The following is an 18407-nucleotide window of genomic DNA, read 5'->3' on the forward strand; positions in this document are numbered from 1 at the left end:
GACAACTGCTTTTCAACGATTATTTCATCTTCAGCTATGCTTATGTGGGTAGGACGGCTATCTGCGAAATGGATGTAGTGTGTTTGAATGATGGCTGTTAAACTATGTTTTTTATCAGGGTTTTTCTAATTGAGCACATATGAATACTGAGGTGCGCAACAGTAACCGGTTGCAGGTGATTGATATCTGCCGCAAGAATATTGTCAGTTGTTCCCCGCAGGACAGTGTCGATACCGCCATTGAGTTGATGTCCCGCTGTCGAATCGGATCGATCCTTGTCTGTCATGAACTGAGACCTGTTGGTATTCTGACGCGCCGTGATGCCATGCGACTGGGTCAGGTAGACTCTGATCGCCCCCTGAAGCTCAGTGATGTGATGTCTAAGCCGGTATTGACGGTGGGGCCCGAAACTACCATCGATGAGCTGGGTCTGGAGTTCATGGGGCGCAGCATCCGCCATGCTGCTGTCGTCAGTACTGCTGGTGAGCTGCTCGGAGTGGTCAGCGAGAGTGATATCGTCAACAGCCAGGGACTTGAGCATGACCTGTTCCTGCGCTCTCTATCGGAAGTCTGTAATCGTGATCCGATGCGACTGCCATCCGCCTGTACCCTGCGCCTTGCGATCAACCGCATGCGCACAGCCGATCTGACGGCAGCTCTGGTCGAGACAGAGCAGGGTGGTTTTCAGATTATCACCGAAACGGACGTGATCTCTTTTCTGGCTACTTACAGCAAGGATCTGGACCGCCCTCTGTCGGCGTTTGGTCTGAACAAGCTGGTAGCCGTACCGGGTGAGTTGAGTCTGTATAATGCACGCAGACACTTCCGTAAGCATGGTTTCAGGCACCTGGGTGTCTTGTCGGCCAGTGGCGAGGTGATCGGTCTGGCTTCCTATTCCGATATTCTGCGCAATGTCGAGATAGATTATGTATTCCGGTTGCGTGAGTTGCTGCACGATCGCAGTCACAGTCTGCAGCAGACCGAACACAGCCTGCGCCTGATAGAAAAGGTGATTGACGCCTCAATGGAGGGGATTCTGATCACCGACAGGCAGGGGCGCATTGTCAGCGTCAACCCGGCCTTTACTCAGATTACGGGGTACGAAGAGTGGGAGGTGCTGGGCTGCAACCCAAATATACTCAGCTCCGGACGACATGATGGGGCTTTTTATCAGCGCATGTGGCACACCCTGCAGGAGCATGGGCGCTGGCAGGGAGAGATCTGGAACAAAAGCAAGCAGGGACGTGTATATCCGGAGTGGCTGAGTATTACGGCTATAGAGGATGAGCGTGGTGAGATACATCAGTATGCCGCTATTTTTCATGATCTGACCGAGGTCAAACGCTCCGAAGCGCGGATGAAGAAGATCGCCTATTTTGACGAGATCACACAGTTGGCGAACAGGCGGCTGTTGCACGATCGCCTTGATCTGGCCATTACCTATGCCAGAGAGCAGGGGACGCGTATTGCTTTGCTGGCACTTGATCTGGACCTGTTCAAACGCGTGAATGACAGATTCGGACAGGTTACCGGCGATAAGGTGCTGCGTGAAATTGCCAGCCGTATAGAGAGCACGGTCAATGAAGAGGAAACGGCAGCAAGGCCTGGTGGAGATGAGTTCAATCTTATTCTGACCTGCTGGAAAAGCGTTGATGAATTAACGTTGGGTATGGAGCATCTGTGCAAAATCATTTCAGCTCCGATACTGGTCGACAATGCAGAGCTGCGCATCTCCACCAGCATAGGGGTAGCGATCTACCCGGATGATGGCGATACCATCGAGCTATTGCTGCGAAGTGCCGATACTGCATTGGCCGAGGCCAAACAGGTAGGGCGAAACAGCTTTCGATTCTACTCGCCGGAGCTGCATCAGCGAGCTCAGTCACGCTATCAGATGACCAGTCATCTTCAAAAAGCACTGGATAACCGGGAGTTGGTTCTCTTTTATCAGCCGAAGCTCTGCCTGAAAAGTGACCGGATAGTAGGTGTTGAAGCATTGATTCGCTGGTTCAGTCCTGAGTTGGGATCTGTTTCTCCCGGGGAGTTTATTCCCCTGGCAGAGGACTCAGGTCTGATTGATGAGATAGGTACCTGGGTACTGCGTGAGTCAGCTTACCAATCGGCAAAATGGCGTGATCAGGGTTTTGACCTGCAGGTGGCGGCCAATGTATCGGCCAGACAGTTTCAGCGCCATGATGTTGCCAGACAGGTATTTGATCTACTGGAGGAGTTTTCTCTGGAGCCGGAGAAGCTCTGTGTCGAGTTGACAGAGACCAGCTTCCTGCACAGTGCCGAGCAGACCAGTGAGGCGCTGAATCGGCTGCGTGAGGCAGGAGTTGGTGTTTCTATTGACGACTTCGGTACCGGCTATTCCAGTTTGAACTATATCCGGATCATGTCACTGAACCAGCTCAAGATAGATCTCAGTTTCATCAATAATATCGAGCACTCCGAAACAGACCGCAAACTTGTATCAGCCATGATCGCCATGAGTCATGCCATGAGCCTTGAAGTGGTGGCCGAAGGTGTGGAGAATACCGAGCAGCTTAAACTGCTCAGAGAGATGGGGTGTGATCAGGCGCAGGGCTATCTGATTTCACGTCCTCTTGCTGAAAAAGAACTCACCCAATGGATGAGAAAACCCTTGGACTCAAGACTGCTTGCTTAATGGAGAAAGACTTTTCAGATGAAGAGTTATCTGTTCACGACCGCCAATAACCGTGGTGGTGTCATACTCTGCAATATCGATACCCTGGAAGAGGCGGTGACCTATCTAGACGGTCGTTTTGAACAGGTTATCCGTGTCGAGCAGGGCAGGCACTACTGGTCAAAGGCTGAGGGTTATGGAGAGCTTGAGCCATTGCCAGTGCCAATGGCTGGCTCCTCAGGCAACTCCTGACATAAAAGTCAGAAGCGCTGTATGTTTCTCAGCGCTGCCTTTCAGAGCGGCTCCTCAGCACTGCTCCTCAGAGCCACTCTTCAGAACCACTCTTCAGAACCATTCCTCACGGCGCTTTCTGCGTTTTGGCAGATGGGGGATGATCAACCCCAGGATGACACCGCCAAGGGCAACGAGGCCGCCATGTGTGAGCCAGCGGATCAGATTACTCTGATCCATATGCTCGATCTCGCTTTCCAGTGAGCGTATCTGGGCCTGTAACTGTTGTACGCCCATCTCATACTGCTGACTTTCGGATGTGAACTGTTGCAGTTGCTCCTGTAGCGAAGCTATCTCACGAGCCTGAGTTTCGACCAGTGTCTGGCTTGCTTCAAGGTCGGTTTCCATCTGCGGCAGTTGATGCAGTATGCTCAGGCCTGTCTCAACAAATTCACTGGGCAACCATCCGGTTCGGCCTGCTTCCGTCCGCACATGAACATAATTGGTATTTCTGTTGCGCTCCAGGATAGTGATGGCTTCGCCACTGTTGACCCTGCCATTGATGCGATACTCATTGCTGGGTCCGCCGTGAGTGAATACATATACATCGTCAGCGATATGGCCGACCTCAGCATGGAGCTGGCTGCTGATCAAAACAAGAAAAGAGATACCGAGAAGCTTTTTCATTAATAATCCTAAACATATCACTGGTACTATTGTACGGATTGAAAATCTGATGGCTACCCTCCATAAAAGTTCAGTGAAAATTTTATCGTTGTCAGTGTTGGCAGGAGCTTGATAATCTAGCGGTGTTCAAGTCTTCACTTTATTCATGATTCGGGATTTAACAGTATGGATAACTTCTTTGATGCCTATGTTCTGCCATGGCTGATCAATATTGGCATGGCTCTTCTGATTTTTTTCATTGGTCGTCAGGTCATTAAATTGATGATCAATGTGCTTGCTCGCCTGTTGCGAAAAGCGCACCTTGATGAGATTCTGGTTAACTTCGTTACCTCCATTGTCAGTGCACTGCTGTTATTGATAGTGGTGGTGGCCTCTCTGGGCCAGTTGGGCGTAGATACTACTTCTCTGATTGCACTTGTCGGCGCGGCTGGTCTTGCTGTCGGTCTGTCGATGCAGGACTCTTTGAAAAACTTTGCAGCGGGTGTGATGCTGATTGTATTTCGTCCCTTCCGGGCCGGGGATTTTGTTGACGCTGCAGGGGTTTCTGGTGTTGTCGAGCAGATCAATATCTTCACAACCATGATGCGTACTGGCGACAATCGCGAGATACTGGTCCCCAATGGTAATATCTATGCAGGTGTGATCACCAACTTTTCGCGTCGGGAAACGCGCCGGGTTGATATGGTGTTCGGTATCAGCTATGACGATGATCTGCGTAAAGCCAAGCAGATACTGCAGGAGATTCTGGCGAGTGATGAGCGGGTGCTGGATGACCCTGCTCCATTGGTAGTGGTGGCTTCGCTGGGCGACAGCAGTGTCAACTTCAATGTACGCCCCTGGGTCAAGAGCGTTGATTATTGGAGCGTGCTCTGGGATGTGACCGAACAGGTGAAGCTGCGTTTCGACGAGGAAGGGATCACCATTCCGTACCCTCAGATGGATGTGCATCTGCATCGAGAAGAGCAGGAAGCCGTGTCCTGATGAAATATGGCCATGTACCTTCACCGTGATTCGGGAAGGTGCATGGCTGTGATCAACTGCTCCCGCTGTCTTCTTTGATCAGTTGCTGTCTGAGCACTTCATTCTCATGCCGTAGTTTCTGAGCCTCCAGGCGATAATCAAATATATCCTGATACTGCTGCTCCAGCTTCTCTTCCATCTTGTTCAGGGCGCTTTGCTGCTTCTCTATCGTATTTTTCAGATCATCTACCTGGTGCTGCAACTCATCCAGCAGCAGATAACCGCTCGGAGCGTGTTCATCCTGATCCGGGTTCTGTGTGACAACACGGATCTGGCCCTGAAGCTCTCCGACTATATGGCTGTAAAGTGCTTTAAGATCAGACGCTTCGCGCTCTGTGTAGCTGATCCGCTCCTCCATGGCGCTGTGAGCACTGGCGGCGCCTATTGAACCTGCGAGTACTTGTTCCAGCATGCGGTGAAACTCCATCAGCTCGATGATGGTGATGTAATCCTTGTTGTGCACCTGCAGATCTTCGGTGATGCGCTCGATGGCTGTTTCCGCTTTTTCATGATTGAGGTAGCGTGCCAGCAGGGAGTGCGCCTCAACCATCTTCGATTCCAGTGCAATATAGGCATCCAGTCCGGTTGGACGAGCCTTGGCACTCATCTGCTTCGACAGCATTGCACTCAGAAACTCTCGGGTGAGGCTTCTTTCCGCTTTTTGCGGGTGATAGAACCAGGAGCCAAGCAGATAAAAAAGTGTGTTGAACAGTAAAGACCAGATCACGCTGTGAGTTATGGCTGGCAGATAGTCCAGGCCGAACAGGGCTTCCGGGCGAAGCCAGTGGAAACCCAGCAGGCCTTCCTCAAGCAGATAACCGGGCAGCCAGCCTTCGCGGATCATGGCTGGGATGATCAGCGTATAACCCCAGATGAGATAACCGCTGAGAAGGCCCGTCATGGCGCCGATGCTGTTGCCATGGCGCCAGAACATACCCAGAAGCAGGGCGGGTGCAAACTGCAGTACAGCGGCAAATGAGATCAGCCCCATTGATGCCAGCAGATAGGTATCACCCAGGCGCATCGCCAGAAGATAGCTGGCCAGCAGAATCAGTGCAGCCATGATCCAGCGTATCTGCAGCATGAAAGCACGGAGGGGCTCCAGGCGGCTGAAACGTTCGCAGAAGGGCAGAACCAGATGGTTCGCTGCCATGGTGGACAGCGTCATGGTGGACACGATAATCATGCCTGTGGCTGCTGCAAACCCGCCGATGAAAGCAAGCAGTGTCAGCCCCTTCTGCCCGAGGTACTGAGGCACGAGGATCATGAAGTAATCGGCTGATCCCAATGGAAGCTCATAGATCAGCCCCGCTGCGGCAATTGGAATTACAAACAGGTTGATCAGTATCAGATAGAGTGGAAACATCCACATGGCTGTTTTGATATGGTTCTGATCGCTGTTTTCCACCACTGCTACGTGGAACTGTCGTGGCAAAAGCTGTATCGCGGCAAAACCCAGTACGATCAGTGTCAACCACAGCACCCCCGAGTGCTGGTTAGCCGTGAAACTGGTCAGTTGTGTGACCTGCATATCATCCAGCAGATACACAAGATGATCGAACCCTCCAAAACCGATGTAGACTACAGACAGGCCGACAATCAGAAACGCGGCCAGTTTGACCAGACACTCGGCTACCAGTACGGCAACCATACCCTGATGACGCTCGGTCGGATCTAGCCGTCTGATACCGAAGATGATGGTGAATGCGATCATCATCAGCGTCACCAGAAACCCGGTGAAGCCAGGGCTAAGGGTGTGACTCACGCCCGTTATCAAGCTATAGCTCTTGATGACAGCCGTGAGCTGCAAAGCTATATAGGGGGCGATGCCACTCAGAGCTATCAGCGTTACGAGTGCGGCGATACGTTGTGAGCGGCGATAGCGTGTTGAGATGAAATCAGCAATGCTGGTGATGCGAAATCCCTCTTTCACCGCTACCATCCGCTTCAATGTGCTCCACCAGAAGATTACGCTGATCAGAGCACCGATATAGATGGCCAGAAAGAGCATTCCGGAGTGGACTGCAAATCCGATACTGCCATAGAAGGTCCAGGAGGTGAAAAAAACGGCCATCGACAGTGCATATACCCAGCTTGATCCCTTGTGCGTGCCGCGCGCCTGCGCACGTTTCTCAACCCATTGTGCCAGTCCAAACAGCAGACCCATATACAGGACCACAATCAGCACAATACTTAACGGTGAAAACATCACAACCTTCCTGTTTCGTGTGGTTATAAACTCAGATGGGCTTTAGCCTGTCGTCTTTTTGCAGTCACATTGCCAACAGTAGCAGAAAGTACCGAAACTGCAGTAAAAACCTTACCTTGGCAGTTTCAGTTGTCATCTTCTGGCTCTTTGTTGGGGCTCTTATTCTCATGCTGACAGCAACGAGGGGGAACTGGGTCGATCCCGCCTTCGCTCCAGGGGTGGCAGCGTGACACTCTGCGCAGGCCAAGCCAGAGGCCCTTGAATGGCCCATGCACCTGTATCGCCTCTATCATGTAGCTGGAGCAGCTCGGATAAAAACGGCAACTGGGTGGTATGAGTGGGCTGATGAAATATTGGTAAAACTTCACCAACAGAATAAAAAAGCGGCTGATCAGGCCTCGAATCCAACGCATCGTGTCTCATTACAGGGCTCAAAGGTACAAGGATGTTATGGTAACGCCGTGCAGAGGTACAGAGAAGCAAAAGCGAAAGGCCGACCGGGTATCTATTGATAAACGGTCGGTTAGTGATAGAGGGTATCAGAGGTGCTCTTCGGCAAACTCTGCCAGGCGCGAGCGGAATACGCCCTGGAAGTGAACGCTGGCGGATCCTTCAAACTCTCTGAAGCGCTCAACAATATAGGTCAGACCCGAGGTGAGCGGCGTCAGGTAGTTGGAGTCTATCTGCGCCAGGTTGCCCATGCAGACCATTTTGGTTCCCTTGCCGCAGCGAGTTATGATGGTTTTGAGTTGCTGTGGTGTCAGGTTTTGCGCCTCATCGATCAGTACGATGGCATTCTGAATGCTGCGCCCACGAATGAAGTTCAAGGACTTGAACTGGATGTTGGCTTTTTCAATGGCGTACTTGACGCTGCTCTGCGGGCGCTCGTCCTGTGCATGCATTGCTTCCAGGTTGTCATTGATGGAGCTCATCCAAGGGGTCATTTTTTCCTCTTCAGTACCGGGTAGAAAGCCGATATCTTCAGCAACAGGTGGTGTCGAGCGGGTAACGATGATCTTGTTATAGCGGCCCTGTTCGATCACCATCTCCAGCGCACAGGCCAGTGCAATCAGGGTTTTGCCCGAACCTGCTGAGCCAAGGAAAATCGTCAGATCAATATCCGGGTCGAGCATCGCCTGCATCGCAAAGGCCTGCTGGATGTTGATCGGCGAGATGCCCCAGCAACTCTGATGCATCATGTGACTGTATCCGAGATCCTGCAGGGTAATACTGTCACCCTCTACTCGGACGGTTCTGGCGACAAAATCCTTGCTGTCATCGTAGATATATTCATTCGGGTAGGTATCCGGCAGCAGTGTATGGGCAACCTTATGATAGGTCTTGCCCTCTTTCTGAAAGCTGTCGACCTTGTCCACACCTTCCCAAAAGGGTTTTTCAAGATGGTGATGCCCTTCCGGCAGCAGGTCGATATCCGATACCAACTGATCAGTACGATAATCCTCAACACGTTCCAGTCCTGCACCCAGCGCCTTGAGACGCATGTTGATATCTTTCGTGACCAGCACGATCTGTCGGTGAGGGAAGGTGGATTGCAGATGCAGAGCGCAGTTGATAATGCGGTTATCCTTGTTTCGCTCATCAGGCAAAAAACCGGCACGGGCTGTCAGCTCATGGTCCGGGAAGATGCTCAACAGACCCAGCTTGGTGGCGCGATCCTTGCCTGGCAGGAGTATTCTGACACCCTTGGTTATCTGAGAAGGATTGGAGGCTGAACTGATGATGCTGTCGATCACGCGGATCGCATGACGCGCTTCTGCGGCCACTGTCTGTTTTCGGTCCTTGATGTCATCAAGCTCTTCGAGAACCGTCATCGGAATCGCAACATCCTGTTCTTTGAACTCAAACAGGCACTTGGGATCATGCAAAAGTACGTTGGTATCGAGAATGTACAGTCTTGACGCTTTCGATGGGCTCATCTGAAACTTCCTTTGCAGTGAGGTACACCTGCAAGCTAAAACAACCTGGCACAGATTACAATCACCTTTTTCAAACTGCTTTGCCAGTCATAAAAATATCATCTGATTGTAGTAAAAAGATGAGGCAGGGTTCATAGTTATAAGAAATAGTATGTTTAAGCCCTTCGAAAAGGTTCAGCAGATGAATCGGTTTGAAGGGGTGGAGTGGTAGTGTGTAAAGGAGGTCAGTTATGATGACCGAGCAGTTTGTGAATGCCAGTGTTACCCCGCGTGAAAGCCTCGATAACCTTTCGCCCCATGAGGTCGCAAAGTTACAGGACAAGAGTCAAAGCGGTTTGTATGCACTGTTTCGTCAATGTGCGCTGGCGGTGTTGAATACCGGTAGTGAGATGGACAGCACGCGCAAAGTGCTGGATAAATATCGTCAGTTTGATGTTCAGATCAGTCAGAAGCATCGTGGCGTTCAGCTGGATCTGATCAATGCGCCGGCCAGCGCATTTGTCGATGGTGAGATCATCCAGGGGATTCGAGAGCATCTTTTCTCTGTGTTGCGTGACCTGCTGTATGTCACGGATGAGCTGGATGACTGTTGTGATGAGATGAATCCCTCAGAGTCCATCTCGAACATGGTGTTTCATATTCTGCGCCATGCCGAAACGCTGCGCCCTCATGTCAAACCTGACCTGGTTGTCTGCTGGGGCGGGCACTCCATCAATAGACTGGAGTATGAGTACACCAAAAAGGTGGGCTATGAACTGGGTTTGCGCAAGCTGAATATCTGCACCGGCTGTGGCCCGGGTGCCATGAAAGGGCCGATGAAGGGTGCAACCATTGCTCATTCCAAACAACGTATTACGCGTGGATGTTATCTGGGAATATCTGAGCCTGGAATTATTGCGGCGGAATCTCCGAACCCGATCGTTAATGAACTGGTGATCATGCCGGATATTGAGAAGCGCCTGGAAGCGTTTGTCAGATTGGGTCATGGCATTGTCGTATTTCCCGGTGGGGCAGGGACTGCTGAGGAGATACTCTATATCCTCGGCATTCTGCTGCGTGACGAAAATGCGGAAATCCGTTTTCCACTGATCTTTACCGGTCCTGCCGGCAGTGAGGCCTATTTCGAAACAGTCGATGCGTTTATCGGTACAACACTGGGTAAGCGTGCGCAGAGTCTGTATGAAATTATTGTGGATGATCCGCATGAGGTGGCTCATCGCATGAAGCAGGGGCTGAGAGAGGTGACGGAGCAGCGCGTGAAGTCAGGCGAATCCTTTCACTTCAACTGGCAGTTGACCATACCGCTGGCACTGCAGCAGCCGTTTGAACCAACACATGAGAATATGGCAGGTCTGCGGTTATCCAAATCCTTGCCTGATCACGAACTGGCGGCACAGTTGCGCTGCGCTCTGTCGGGCATCGTTGCCGGCAATGTGAAGGAATCGGGGATCAGGGCCATAGAGGAGCACGGACCCTTCGAGATCACAGGGGAGGCTGATATCACGCGTGCGCTGGACCATCTGCTTAGCTCATTTGTTGATCAGCGCCGAATGAAAATAAATCATGAAGAGTATGTTCCCTGCTTCAGATTGGCCCATCCTGTGAGCTGATCAGGTTATGATAACGCGGTTAATTCGGGTATATTAACCGCGTTCTGTTTTCCTGATGGGTTCCTGCCTTGCGACATAAACTGATAGTGACACTGACAACGGTCCATGGATCCCGTCAGTACACCTTGAATCAGCTCGCCAGATATCTGGTTTTGCTTGTTTTATTATTATTTGGGCTCAGCCTGCTGGTTTCCAATTTTCTGTTGGTCAAGACACGTGAAGATCTTTCAGGCCTCGAGCAGGATCATCAATTGCTGGTCGATGAGTATGAGTTTACTCTGGGTACGCAGCAGTTGTATCTGTCGCAGTTGAACTCCCTGGGCAGTCTTTTCAGCGATGTCTATTTTGAACGTGATATGCTGCATCAGGAAAAGCTGCGCCTGGATGCCGATCTGACAGATCTTGAATCGATGCTGAATGTGATGGGTGAGCGCTCGGAGATGACAGCATCGGAACGTGTGGAACTGGTGAAAGCTGCGGCCAGACAGCGGCTGTTTTTGCTTCACAGCATTCCCAATGGGCTACCGATCAAAGGAGTACGAATGAGTGGCCGCTTTGGTCCCAGAGTTCATCCGATCCGTAAAACTCGCTCGCAGCACAATGGTGTGGATTTTGCCGCACCACCGGGAACGCCGATATACGCTACTGCGGATGGTGTGGTTGAGTTCGGTGGTTACAGCAGCGAAACAGGATTTGGCAATCTGATAATCCTGCAGCATAATTTCGGTTTCAAGTCGTACTATGCGCACCTTAACAAGGTTGAGGTCAAGCCTCGTGAGTTTGTGCATAAAGGCCAGCTGATCGGTCGCAGCGGTAATACCGGTCGATCCACAGGACCGCATCTGCACTACGAAGTGAGACATCTTCATAGTCCGATTGATCCTGAAAAGTTCATGAAATGGGGGCTGGATAATTTTGATTCGATTTTCAGTACTGTCGAGGGGGTTCAGTGGGAATCATTAAGCGCACTGTATCCGCTAAATCAAACCGGTCAGCAGTAACCATCATTGCTGAGGGTAACCGTTTCTACGGTGATACCACTGTCAGTGGAAAGATGCATGTTGACGGTTTTCTGGAGGGTACTATCAGCTCCAGTGATGATATCTCCATTGGCAAAACAGGTGTCGTTTCCGGGCGTATTCGAGCCCGTCAGCTTTTTGTCAGCGGGGTCCTTGAGGGGGATGTTATCTGTGAAGAGTTGCATATAGAACGCGGTGGCAAAGTCAGGGCCAACGCCTGTTGTCAGATCTTTACCCTTGATCCGCAGGGGTGCTTTCTTGGAGAGCGGCGCTTGCCGGAGCAACCGCAGGCTTTCTCGCTGCCCAATGATGACGTACCTGGCAGGGTGGAGCGTCTGACCGAGCGTCTGGGGTTTGATTCCGGTACGGAACTGATCGACTCATTGCCCGACCGCATTACGTTGACCGGCAAGAAGGCTTAAGCATGTGTGAACTGCTTGGGATGAGTGCCAATGTGCCAACGGATATCTGCTTCAGCTTTACCGGGCTGATGCAGCGAGGCGGGCGCACAGGTCCACACCGAGATGGTTGGGGAATCGCTTTTTATGAAGGTAAGGGGCTGCGCTCATTCCATGATCCTCAGCCCAGTGTCGATTCGAAGGTAGCTCGGCTTATCTCGGAGCATCCCATCAAAAGCTGTACCGTGATCAGCCATATCCGTCAGGCCAATGTCGGGGGTGTCTGCCTTGAGAATACACACCCTTTCAGTCGTGAGCTGTGGGGATATCGCTGGTGTTTTGCACATAATGGCCAACTGGATAAAGCCATTTTCGACTGGCCCCTGACCTTTTACAAGCCGATCGGGACTACCGACAGCGAGCATGCGTTTTGCTGGTTGCTGGATCAGGTTCGATCTGCGTTTCCTGACAGGCCCGAAGACTTTTCAGTTTTGATGGCTTTTGTACATCAGTGCTGTGAAAAGCTCCGGGCGCTGGGGGTATATAACATGCTGCTGAGCGAGTCCACGCATCTGTTTGCCTTCTGCAGTACAAAGCTTTCCTGGATTACGCGCCGCTCCCCTTTCGGTGAAGCTCGCCTCAGTGACTGTGAGGTCGAAGTGGATTTTGGTGCCGTGACGACACCGAACGATATCGTTACGGTCATCGCCACCGAACCACTGACCTGTAATGAGCAGTGGCAATCCCTGGTACCGGGAGAGATGGTAGTATTTGTTGATGGACTGGTGAAGAGTTCTTTTCGCGCTGCCTGTGATGCAGGGCAAGATCAGGCATAGGGAGTGATGATTGACAACACAGAGCCGTCATCTGAGTATTGATCGCAGTGCCGATCTGAATACGTTTTTTACGCAGTTATTCAAACGCTTTGCTCAGCGACCAGCCTTCGGACATATGGGGGCAAGCATCAGCTATGCTCAGCTGGATCTGCTGTCGTCCCGTTTTGCTGCCTGGTTGCAGCACCATACCACGTTGCAGCCGGGTGACCGCATTGCGATTCAGCTACCTAATCTGATGCAGTATCCGGTAGTGTTGATCGGCGCTCTGCGGGCAGGGTTGGTGGTCGTGAATACCAATCCGCTTTATACCCCTTCGGAGCTGGAGTCCCAGTTTATCGACTCAGGTGCCAAGGCGCTGGTTGTCTTTACGCCTTTTGCTCATCTATCTGGTCGCATCCTGCATAAAACAGCCATTGAGACAGTTATTCTGACCGAGATCGGTGATCTGCATCCGCCCATTAAAGGGTGCGTGCTGAATCTGGTACTGCGTTACTGGAAAATGCGGGCACCGGCGCATCAGATTGAAAGCACCATCAGATTGCGAGATATTCTGAAACCGAATGCTGCTCCCGCCATGCGCGAGATCAGATGCGAACCGCAGGATCTGGCGTTATTGCAATATACGGGTGGTACGACGGGCCCTGCCAAGGGGGCGATGCTGACACAGGGCAATCTGCTGGCGAATCTTGATCAGTTGCGCGAGTTACTACTGAAGTACACCCATCCCGGCGAGGAGCGGCTGCTGCAACCTTTGCCGTTGTACCATATATACGCATTCATGCTCACGCTCGCGCTGACCGCCATCGGCAGTCGTACAGAGCTGGTGCCCAATCCGCGGGATATCAAACGTCTGATCGCGACTTTCAAATCCTGCAAGCCCACTGTGTTTGCAGGGATCAATCCGTTGTTTTCTGCACTGATCAGTCAGCCGCGTTTTTACGAGCTGGATCTTAAAGAGCTGCGTCTAACAATTTCCGGGGGGATGGCGCTGACACATGCGCTGGCAAGAAGCTGGCATAAACTCACAGGTTGCGCGATTGCAGAAGGCTACGGTTTGACTGAGTGCTCACCGGTGGTCAGTGTCAATCTGCCAGATGCTGTTCGGGTGGGCACGGTAGGGCCGCCGTTACCTGAAACACAGGTCGCTATCCGAGGCGAGCAGGGGGATGATCTTCCTCTTGGTGAGGTAGGTGGAATCTGGATCAAGGGGCCTCAGGTGATGGCAGGCTACTGGCAACGCCCTGAAGAAACAGCGCTGGTGCTGATGCCGGATGGCTGGTTGGATACGGGCGATATCGGTGTGCTGGATATGGAGGGCTATCTGAAAATCGTTGATCGTCGCAAAGAGGTGATTAATGTATCTGGTTTCAATGTCTATCCGACAGAGCTTGAGGATATCATCAGCTCTCATCCCGATATCGAGGACTGCGCAGTGATTGGGTTGCCGGATGCGAATACCGGCGAGCAGATCAAGCTGTTTGTAGTCCCTATCAGGCCTGGCTTGACGCCGCAGATAGTGCGTGATTATTGCCGAGAGCGCCTGACCGCCTATAAGGTTCCCAAATCCGTAGAGTTTTGCGTCTCGTTGCCCCGTTCACCTGTCGGTAAAGTATTGCGGCGCGTGTTGCGTGAGCAGGTACTGAACCGTCATGCGCGATCCGATAAAGAAGCGGATAAGCACTCCCACTAAGGTTTTTATGTCATCGTTCAAGATAAAGTATCCAGACCTCCCTGTTTCCGAGCGTCGTGAAGAGATCGCTCATGCCATCCAGAACAATCAGGTGGTGGTAATTGCTGGCGAAACGGGGTCGGGTAAAACCACTCAGTTGCCCAAGATCTGTCTGGAACTGGGCTTGGCTGAAAACGGGTTGATCGGCCACACTCAGCCACGGCGTCTTGCCGCCAGAACAGTCGCTGCACGTATTGCAGAGGAGCTGGAGAGCGAGCTGGGGCAACTGGTCGGATATCAGGTGCGCTTTCATGATCAGGTATCCCAGGCCAGCAAAATCAAGTTGATGACAGACGGTATTCTTCTGGCAGAAACGCAGCATGACAGGTTGCTGAAAAAGTACAGTGTGCTGATTATCGATGAGGCGCACGAGCGTAGTCTGAATATCGATTTTCTGCTGGGATATCTCAGCCAGATTTTGCCGAAGCGCCCGGATCTGAAACTGATCATCACCTCTGCGACCATCGATCTGGAGCGTTTTTCACAGCACTTCAACAATGCACCGATCATTGAGGTCTCAGGCAGAACTTTCCCGGTTGAGATGCTTTATCGCCCTCTGCATGAGTTGGAGGAGGAAGATGAGAAGGAGCAGGATCTTCAGCAGGGTATTCTGACGGCGGTCGATGAACTGGTCGCGATAGATCGTCAGAAGCGCTCAGGTGGGCCAGGAGATATTCTGGTATTTCTGCCGGGTGAGCGGGAAATCCGTGAAACTGCAGAGAGTCTGCGTAAAGCTGAGCTGCGCGATACCGAAATCATCCCTCTTTATGCACGCTTGTCACTGGCTGAGCAGAATCGGGTTTTTCATGATCAGCGCAGAGCCGGACGACGTATCGTGCTGGCGACCAACGTTGCTGAAACTTCTCTGACCGTTCCCGGCATCCGCTATGTCATCGATCCGGGTGTGGCACGTATTTCACGTTACAGTTATCGCTCCAAGGTTCAGCGGCTGCCGATCGAAGCGATCTCTCAGGCCAGTGCAAATCAGCGTGCCGGGCGTTGTGGTCGTGTGGCCCCCGGTGTCTGTATCCGACTCTATTCCGAAGAGGATTTCAAGTCTCGTCCGGCCTTCACTGATGCTGAGATACGCCGGACAAATCTGGCGGCCGTTATTCTCAGCATGCTGCAGCTGAAGCTGGGCGATATTTCACTCTTTCCGTTTATTGATCCACCGGACAGTCGCTTCATCAATGATGGTTTCAAGTTGCTGGAAGAGCTAAAGGCGGTTGGTGACAAGCGCCATATGACGCGAATCGGTCGTGATCTTGCCCGCTTGCCGGTTGATCCGCGGATTGGGAGGATGCTGCTGGAGGGAGCAAAGCTCGGGGCTTTGCGTGAAGTGATGATCATCGCCAGTGCATTAAGCGTGCAGGATCCGCGTGAACGACCGCATGACAAACGCCAGGCTGCTGATGAGAAGCATAAACTGTTTGCGGATGATGATTCGGACTTCATGACCCTGCTGAAACTCTGGGAGCTATATGAAGAGCAGAGACAGACGCTCAGCCAGGGGCAGTTGCGTAAATGGTGTCAGAAGCACTTCATCTCCTGGGTGCGCATGAGGGAGTGGCGTGATCTGCATCGACAACTTCTGCTGAGCTGCCGTGAGCTGGGTTATCGTGAGTCTGGTGCCAGTAATGCTGGCTCTGAGAGCAAAGGCTCTGGAGGTGCAGTCGCCGGAAATGCGGGTTCAAGTGCCGCTGTGGAGTCTGCAGATTATGCTTCAATTCACCGGTCGCTGCTGGCAGGTCTGTTGAGTCATATCGGCTTCAAACAGGAAAAAGGAGAATATCTGGGGGCGCGTAACCGTCGCTTCTGGATTTTTCCGGGTTCCAACCTGTTCAAGAAGAACCCGAAATGGATCATGGCTGCCGAGATGCTGGAAACCAGTCGTCTGTATGCGCACCAAGTGGCAAAAATCGAGCCGCAGTGGATAGAGCAACCCGCCTCACATCTGGTCAAGAAAAGCTGGATGGAGCCGCACTGGGAGCAGAAGCGCGCTCAGGTGGTTGCCACTGAGCAGGTGACTCTGTATGGCCTGATCATTGTGCCTCGTCGCAAGGTGCACTATGGCAGTATTGATCCGATTGCGTCGCATGAGATCTTTATTCGCAGTGCGTTGGTGGAGGGTGAGTACACCACTCGCGCCGCTTTCTTTGCGCACAATCGTGCTTTACTGGAAAGTGTTGAAGGGCTTGAAGCCAAGTCCCGTCGACGTGATCTTCTGGTTGATGAAGAGGTGCTTTACCAGTTTTATGCCGAAAAGCTGGATGCACTGGGTGGAGCAAAAATCGTCAATGGGCAGGGCTTTGAACATTGGCGAAAAGAGGTTGAAAAGAGCGATCCCAAAGCACTGTTCATGACCGAGGACGATATTCTTCAACGTTCGGCAGGGCATATTACGCAACAGGCTTATCCGGATCATCTGCTGATCGGTGATGCGCGTTATCAGTTGAACTATCACTTTGAACCGGGTGCCGAAAATGATGGTGTGACGATCGATGTGCCGCTGGCGCTGTTGAGCGCACTTTCGGTGCAGCGTCTGGACTGGCTGGTGCCGGGGATGCTGGCCGATAAAGTCACGGCCCTTCTCAGGGGACTACCCAAGGCGATAAGGAAACACTTTGTACCGGTACCCAATTATGTTGAGGCTTTCTGTGATGCGGTGAGTTTTGCGCAGGGCGATCTGTTTGAGGCGTTGAGTCATAAGCTGTTGCGTATGACCGGTACGCGTGTGGATGTTGCCACGCTGAAGCAGATTGAGCTGGATGATCATTATCTGTTTAACATCCGTGTGCTGGATGAAAAGGGCAAACTGCTTGGAGCAGGGCGCGACTGGGAGGTGCTGGTAAGGCGCTTTGCCCGGCGGGCAGAGCAGGTGTTGCAGTCCAGCCCGTCAGATACCTGGGGACGAAAGGGGTTGGTTGCCTGGGACTTTTCCGAGTTGCCGCAGAGTATCAGGCTCAAGCAGGCCGGTGGTGTAGAGGTAGAGGTATACCCTGCGCTGGTCGATAGAGGCACCAGTGTGGACCTGCAGGTGTTTGCACGCCAGAGCGAAGCACAGCAGCATAATATCCGTGGTGTCGCGCGTCTTTATCTACTTGGTGCACGTGATCAGGCGCGCTTTGCTCAGCGCAAGATGCCGCACCTGAATGATGCGGTGATGCTGAGCAATAAGCTGTTTGATCGTAAAACCCTTGAGGATGAGGTGTTGCTGGCAGCCGTGATGCATTGTGCAGGGTTGCATGATTCATTGCCGCGCGATGCTGCCGCCTTCAAGGCACGATTCGATAAGGTCAAGGGAGAGCTTTACGGAGCTGCTGAGAGGGTCGCAGCATTTGCCTGTAACTGCCATCGCACCTGGCATCAGATCAACAAGTTGCTGAATGGGCGTGTCAGTCTGGAGACAGTGCCAGTGCTCAACGATATAAAGGCGCAGCTTACCAGGCTCTTTACACGTCATTATCTGACTGAGACATCACCCGAATGGTTGGAGCAGTATCCACGATATCTGCAGGCCATTCTGATTCGACTGGAGAAGTATCAGCGAGAGCTGAGGCAGAACTGTGTTCAGTCTGAAGAGCTGCAGCAGTGGTGGGCTCAGTATGAGAAACGTTTTGAGCAGGCGAAGGTGGCAGGGGATGTGCCTGCCCGATTAATTGAGTTTCGCTGGCTGCTGGAAGAGTACCGTGTATCACTTTTTGCGCAACAACTTGGCACCCGTCAGAGCGTGTCCGCCAAGCGTCTGCGCAAGCAGTTGGAAGAGTGCTGAGCCGCTGCAGATTCAGCTTCTGTGTATTGTAGACGTGATCGCATGATGCAAATTGCATGGTGATCGGGGATAAAATGACGGAAAACCTTCAGAATCATGGCGGTAAAACTTGCATCACCCTGTACCCTATGCTGTAATTGCACCTAATTCAGGCACAGGCTTGAGTTACAGTGGCTGAAACCGAGGTTTCAGCTGGTAATCTCACAGCAAGTGTTTACGATCAGATGGCTAATTTTGGGAAAATTCATTTTTTTCTCTTCATTAGTTTGAAATAATCTGGTTTTATAGTATTTTCTCGGTATCACTGATAAG

13 protein-coding genes are annotated in these 18407 nt (G+C 52.0%); 9 read left to right on the forward strand and 4 right to left on the reverse strand.

Going from position 1 to position 18407, the window contains the following annotated elements:
* Positions 1 to 139 precede the first annotated feature (139 nt).
* Positions 140 to 2668 carry an EAL domain-containing protein gene (locus tag F7R27_RS06770; RefSeq protein WP_151703468.1) on the forward strand — a complete coding sequence of 843 codons (2529 nt, stop codon included), beginning with the start codon at positions 140 to 142 and terminating at the stop codon, positions 2666 to 2668.
* Between the two features lie 18 nt (positions 2669 to 2686).
* On the forward strand, positions 2687 to 2899 hold the full coding sequence (locus F7R27_RS06775; protein WP_151703469.1) for a hypothetical protein: 213 nt from the start codon (positions 2687 to 2689) through the stop codon (positions 2897 to 2899).
* Between the two features lie 93 nt (positions 2900 to 2992).
* Here the strand turns inward: F7R27_RS06775 and F7R27_RS06780 are convergent, their stop codons facing one another.
* Complete coding sequence (locus F7R27_RS06780; protein WP_151703470.1) at positions 2993 to 3565, reverse strand: TIGR04211 family SH3 domain-containing protein; 573 nt, start codon at positions 3563 to 3565, stop codon at positions 2993 to 2995.
* A gap of 165 nt (positions 3566 to 3730) precedes the next feature.
* Between F7R27_RS06780 and F7R27_RS06785 the strand changes: the two genes are divergently transcribed.
* On the forward strand, positions 3731 to 4546 hold the full coding sequence (locus F7R27_RS06785; protein WP_151703471.1) for a mechanosensitive ion channel family protein: 816 nt from the start codon (positions 3731 to 3733) through the stop codon (positions 4544 to 4546).
* Between the two features lie 52 nt (positions 4547 to 4598).
* Here the strand turns inward: F7R27_RS06785 and F7R27_RS06790 are convergent, their stop codons facing one another.
* The 3 genes from F7R27_RS06790 to F7R27_RS06800 form a co-directional block, all read right to left on the reverse strand.
* A complete protein-coding gene (locus F7R27_RS06790) occupies positions 4599 to 6794 on the reverse strand; it encodes a sodium:solute symporter family protein (RefSeq protein ID WP_151703472.1) in 2196 nt (731 codons plus the stop codon).
* Between the two features lie 125 nt (positions 6795 to 6919).
* Positions 6920 to 7207, reverse strand: a complete 288-nt coding sequence (gene yidD, locus F7R27_RS06795) for a membrane protein insertion efficiency factor YidD (RefSeq protein WP_151703473.1) — start codon at positions 7205 to 7207, stop codon at positions 6920 to 6922.
* 126 nt (positions 7208 to 7333) lie between these two features.
* Complete coding sequence (locus tag F7R27_RS06800) at positions 7334 to 8731, reverse strand: PhoH family protein (protein WP_151703474.1); 1398 nt, start codon at positions 8729 to 8731, stop codon at positions 7334 to 7336.
* Positions 8732 to 8961: 230 nt separating this feature from the next.
* Between F7R27_RS06800 and ppnN the strand changes: the two genes are divergently transcribed.
* From ppnN to hrpA, 6 genes are all read left to right on the forward strand, one after another.
* Entirely contained in the window at positions 8962 to 10341 is a 1380-nt protein-coding gene (gene ppnN / locus F7R27_RS06805) for a nucleotide 5'-monophosphate nucleosidase PpnN (protein WP_151703475.1), read from the forward strand.
* A gap of 203 nt (positions 10342 to 10544) precedes the next feature.
* Positions 10545 to 11342, forward strand: coding sequence for a M23 family metallopeptidase (locus F7R27_RS06810; protein WP_240776267.1), 798 nt, complete (start codon positions 10545 to 10547; stop codon positions 11340 to 11342).
* Entirely contained in the window at positions 11291 to 11782 is a 492-nt protein-coding gene (locus tag F7R27_RS06815) for a bactofilin family protein (protein ID WP_151703477.1), read from the forward strand. The genes F7R27_RS06810 and F7R27_RS06815 overlap by 52 nt, the downstream gene beginning before the upstream one ends.
* Before the next feature lie 2 nt (positions 11783 to 11784).
* Positions 11785 to 12594 (forward strand): class II glutamine amidotransferase, encoded by an 810-nt coding sequence (locus tag F7R27_RS06820; protein WP_151703478.1) that lies wholly within the window; start codon positions 11785 to 11787, stop codon positions 12592 to 12594.
* Positions 12595 to 12604: 10 nt separating this feature from the next.
* Positions 12605 to 14284, forward strand: a complete 1680-nt coding sequence (locus F7R27_RS06825; RefSeq protein ID WP_206060431.1) for an AMP-binding protein — start codon at positions 12605 to 12607, stop codon at positions 14282 to 14284.
* A gap of 7 nt (positions 14285 to 14291) precedes the next feature.
* Positions 14292 to 18095, forward strand: coding sequence for an ATP-dependent RNA helicase HrpA (gene hrpA / locus F7R27_RS06830; RefSeq protein WP_240776269.1), 3804 nt, complete (start codon positions 14292 to 14294; stop codon positions 18093 to 18095).
* The last annotated feature ends 312 nt before the right edge of the window (positions 18096 to 18407 follow it).

The sequence above is a fragment of the Nitrincola alkalilacustris genome (assembly GCF_008973755.1).
Taxonomy (GTDB): domain Bacteria; phylum Pseudomonadota; class Gammaproteobacteria; order Pseudomonadales; family Balneatricaceae; genus Nitrincola; species Nitrincola alkalilacustris.

Coding starts and splice junctions, on each gene's coding strand:
- F7R27_RS06770 (WP_151703468.1), top strand. CDS start 140: ATGAATACTGAGGTGCGCAACAGTAACCGGTTGCAGGTGATTGATATC.
- F7R27_RS06775 (WP_151703469.1), top strand. CDS start 2,687: ATGAAGAGTTATCTGTTCACGACCGCCAATAACCGTGGTGGTGTCATA.
- F7R27_RS06780 (WP_151703470.1), bottom strand. CDS start 3,565: ATGAAAAAGCTTCTCGGTATCTCTTTTCTTGTTTTGATCAGCAGCCAG.
- F7R27_RS06785 (WP_151703471.1), top strand. CDS start 3,731: ATGGATAACTTCTTTGATGCCTATGTTCTGCCATGGCTGATCAATATT.
- F7R27_RS06790 (WP_151703472.1), bottom strand. CDS start 6,794: ATGTTTTCACCGTTAAGTATTGTGCTGATTGTGGTCCTGTATATGGGT.
- yidD (WP_151703473.1), bottom strand. CDS start 7,207: ATGCGTTGGATTCGAGGCCTGATCAGCCGCTTTTTTATTCTGTTGGTG.
- F7R27_RS06800 (WP_151703474.1), bottom strand. CDS start 8,731: ATGAGCCCATCGAAAGCGTCAAGACTGTACATTCTCGATACCAACGTA.
- ppnN (WP_151703475.1), top strand. CDS start 8,962: ATGATGACCGAGCAGTTTGTGAATGCCAGTGTTACCCCGCGTGAAAGC.
- F7R27_RS06820 (WP_151703478.1), top strand. CDS start 11,785: ATGTGTGAACTGCTTGGGATGAGTGCCAATGTGCCAACGGATATCTGC.
- hrpA (WP_240776269.1), top strand. CDS start 14,292: ATGTCATCGTTCAAGATAAAGTATCCAGACCTCCCTGTTTCCGAGCGT.